This window comes from Mesorhizobium sp. M1E.F.Ca.ET.063.01.1.1 (assembly GCF_003998155.1).
Classification (GTDB): Bacteria; Pseudomonadota; Alphaproteobacteria; order Rhizobiales; family Rhizobiaceae; genus Mesorhizobium.
In genome coordinates, this window is the sequence record NZ_RZSC01000915.1 from 1 (window position 1) to 2,100 (window position 2,100).

Below are 2,100 nucleotides of genomic sequence, written 5' to 3' on the forward strand. Positions count from 1 at the left end.
GTCCTGGTAAAGCGTCGGGCCGCTTGCCGCATCCTGGATCAGCGGGCAGTGGAGGTCTGCAAGGGGCGCCGATTGCGCCCGCATCGGCAGGCCGAGCATCCAGGCCAGAAGGAACAGAATAACGGCAATAAAGAACGGATAGCGGTCCATCTGGCGCATCGAAGCTCACTCCTGAAAGGGATTACGGGAGAGCGGCTTAGCGAGGCGTCTTGTCTCGATTTTGTCTCAAATTCGCAGTGTTTGTGCAGCTTGTCGTTAACCCTACCGGACCGTAAACGCAGCCTGCGAAACGTCGATGCGATCAGCCATCGGCTTGCCCGCGTTTCCTGCCGATCTGCCAGTAGCGCCACGGCATGAACCAGACATAACGCTCAGCAAGCGTCTCCGGAACGCGGTCGATGCCATGCGTTCCGAACGGCCCGCAGCGCGAGACCCGGAACAGCGCCATCCAGCCGCCGGCCCACAAGCCGTGGCGCGCGATCGCCTCATGCGCGTATTCGGAACAGGTCGGCAGATGCCGGCAGTTGTTGCCGACAAAGCCGGAGAGCGTCAGTTGGTAGAGGCGCACGAGCGACGTGCCGAGGACGCGGCCCGGCGTCTTGCGCCAGGGTCCCGGCCAGTTGCGCCCGCGCTGGGTAGGCCGGGCGCTGTGCATATGCCCATGGTGGTCAGCCAACCACTAGCTCCGCAGCGCGTTTCGCTGCGCGATAGATGTGGGCTTCAGACCCGGAACGCAATGCCCTTTTGCTCTCATGGCCTGGATCGGCGGATGGGATGCCTGTCAGTCCACGGTGCGTGGTGCAAGGAAGCCTCTGGATGGTCACGGCAACAGCGGCTGCGCGCGGCTTCGCCATGCCACTGAAAGGTGGCGATCCGTATGACGTCGCTCAAAATGGCCAGCAACTGGTTCATGGCAGGTCTCCTTCGAGCACCGATTAGACTGCCGCTGGCCTTCGCCTTCAAACGAGTATAGTTTCCGCTTCGGATAACTTGAGGTTATGCAAAATGAAGCGGGGCCGGTTGCCGCTGACGGCGCTGAGGAGTTTCGAAATGGCCGGCCGGCACTTGAGCTTCAGCCGCGCGGCGGAGGAACTTTACGTTTCGCAGGCCGCAATCAGCCGGCAGATCCGCGAGCTCGAGACCTTCCTGCGCCAGCCCCTATTTCTCCGCCTCCATCGCCGCGTCAAGCTGACGGATGCTGGTCGCCGGCTCCTCGACCAGTTGGTCAGGAGCTTCGATGACATCGACCGCGTGCTTTCGGATCTGGCAACCTCGCCGCCGCAGTCGGTGGTGCGCGTCAGCGTCGAACCCTCGCTTGCAGCGGTATGGCTGGTGCCGCGGCTCAACGGCTTTCGCCAGTTGCGGCCCGATATCGACGTTTACCTGGAGGTCGATCCGAGGTTGATCGAGTTCCGCAGCGATCAGCCCGAGCTTGCCTTGCGCTTCAGCCAGCGCGCGACCTCATGGCCGCGCAGCGATGCCGAGCGTCTGGCTTCGACCGTCGATTCACCGGTCCTGTCGCCGGCGCTGCTGGCGTCCGGCCCTCCCCTGGAGAGGCCGATCGACCTTCGTCATTACACGCTGCTGCACGAGGAAAACCGCCAGAGCTGGGCGCGCTGGTTCGAGGCGGCCGGCGTGCCGGCCGATGCCGTGCCCGCGCGCGGCCCGATGCTCGCCGACGCTTCGCTTTCGAAGCAGGCGGCATTGCTCGGCCACGGCGTGGCACTGGGCGATCTCTTGCAGATCGGCGACGAGCTTGCCTCCGGCGCGCTGGTCAAGCCCTTTGACATCGACGTCGCGTCCGGTGCCTACTGGCTGGTGGCGAGAAATTTGCGGGATCTTTCCGAGCCGGCCAGGGCTTTCGCCGACTGGATACGAAGCGAATTCGCCGTGACAAGGCGAGCGGCCTAGCACCCTGTCCTCAAGCCGCCTGTCCGGCGCGCTTCTTCTCAATCTGGCCGATCGCGTCGACCACGGCGTCGAAGGTCAGCATGGTCGAGGCGTGGCGCGCCTTGTAGTCGCGCACCGGCTCCAGATATTTCAAGTCGGCAAAGCGGCCCTCCGGCGGGGCGCCGGTCTCCTTCAGCATCTTCAGCATGG

2 protein-coding genes and 2 pseudogenes are annotated in these 2,100 nt (G+C 64.2%); 1 reads left to right on the forward strand and 3 read right to left on the reverse strand.

Translation table 11 applies throughout. The annotated features are described in order from the left end of the window. Positions 1 to 159, reverse strand: a pseudogene (locus EOA29_RS44110) (class D beta-lactamase); the annotation flags it as partial. Positions 160 to 301: 142 nt separating this feature from the next. After that, positions 302 to 676 (reverse strand): membrane protein insertion efficiency factor YidD, encoded by a 375-nt coding sequence (yidD, locus tag EOA29_RS34200; RefSeq protein WP_189350018.1) that lies wholly within the window; start codon positions 674 to 676, stop codon positions 302 to 304. Positions 677 to 1,005: 329 nt separating this feature from the next. On the opposite strand from yidD, the gene EOA29_RS34205 reads away from it, so the two are divergent. Beyond that, positions 1,006 to 1,911 carry a LysR substrate-binding domain-containing protein gene (locus EOA29_RS34205; RefSeq protein WP_126093447.1) on the forward strand — a complete coding sequence of 302 codons (906 nt, stop codon included), beginning with the start codon at positions 1,006 to 1,008 and terminating at the stop codon, positions 1,909 to 1,911. Between the two features lie 10 nt (positions 1,912 to 1,921). Here EOA29_RS34205 and EOA29_RS43465 read toward each other — a convergent pair. After that, positions 1,922 to 2,100 (reverse strand): annotated as a pseudogene (locus EOA29_RS43465) (iron-sulfur cluster assembly scaffold protein); the annotation flags it as partial.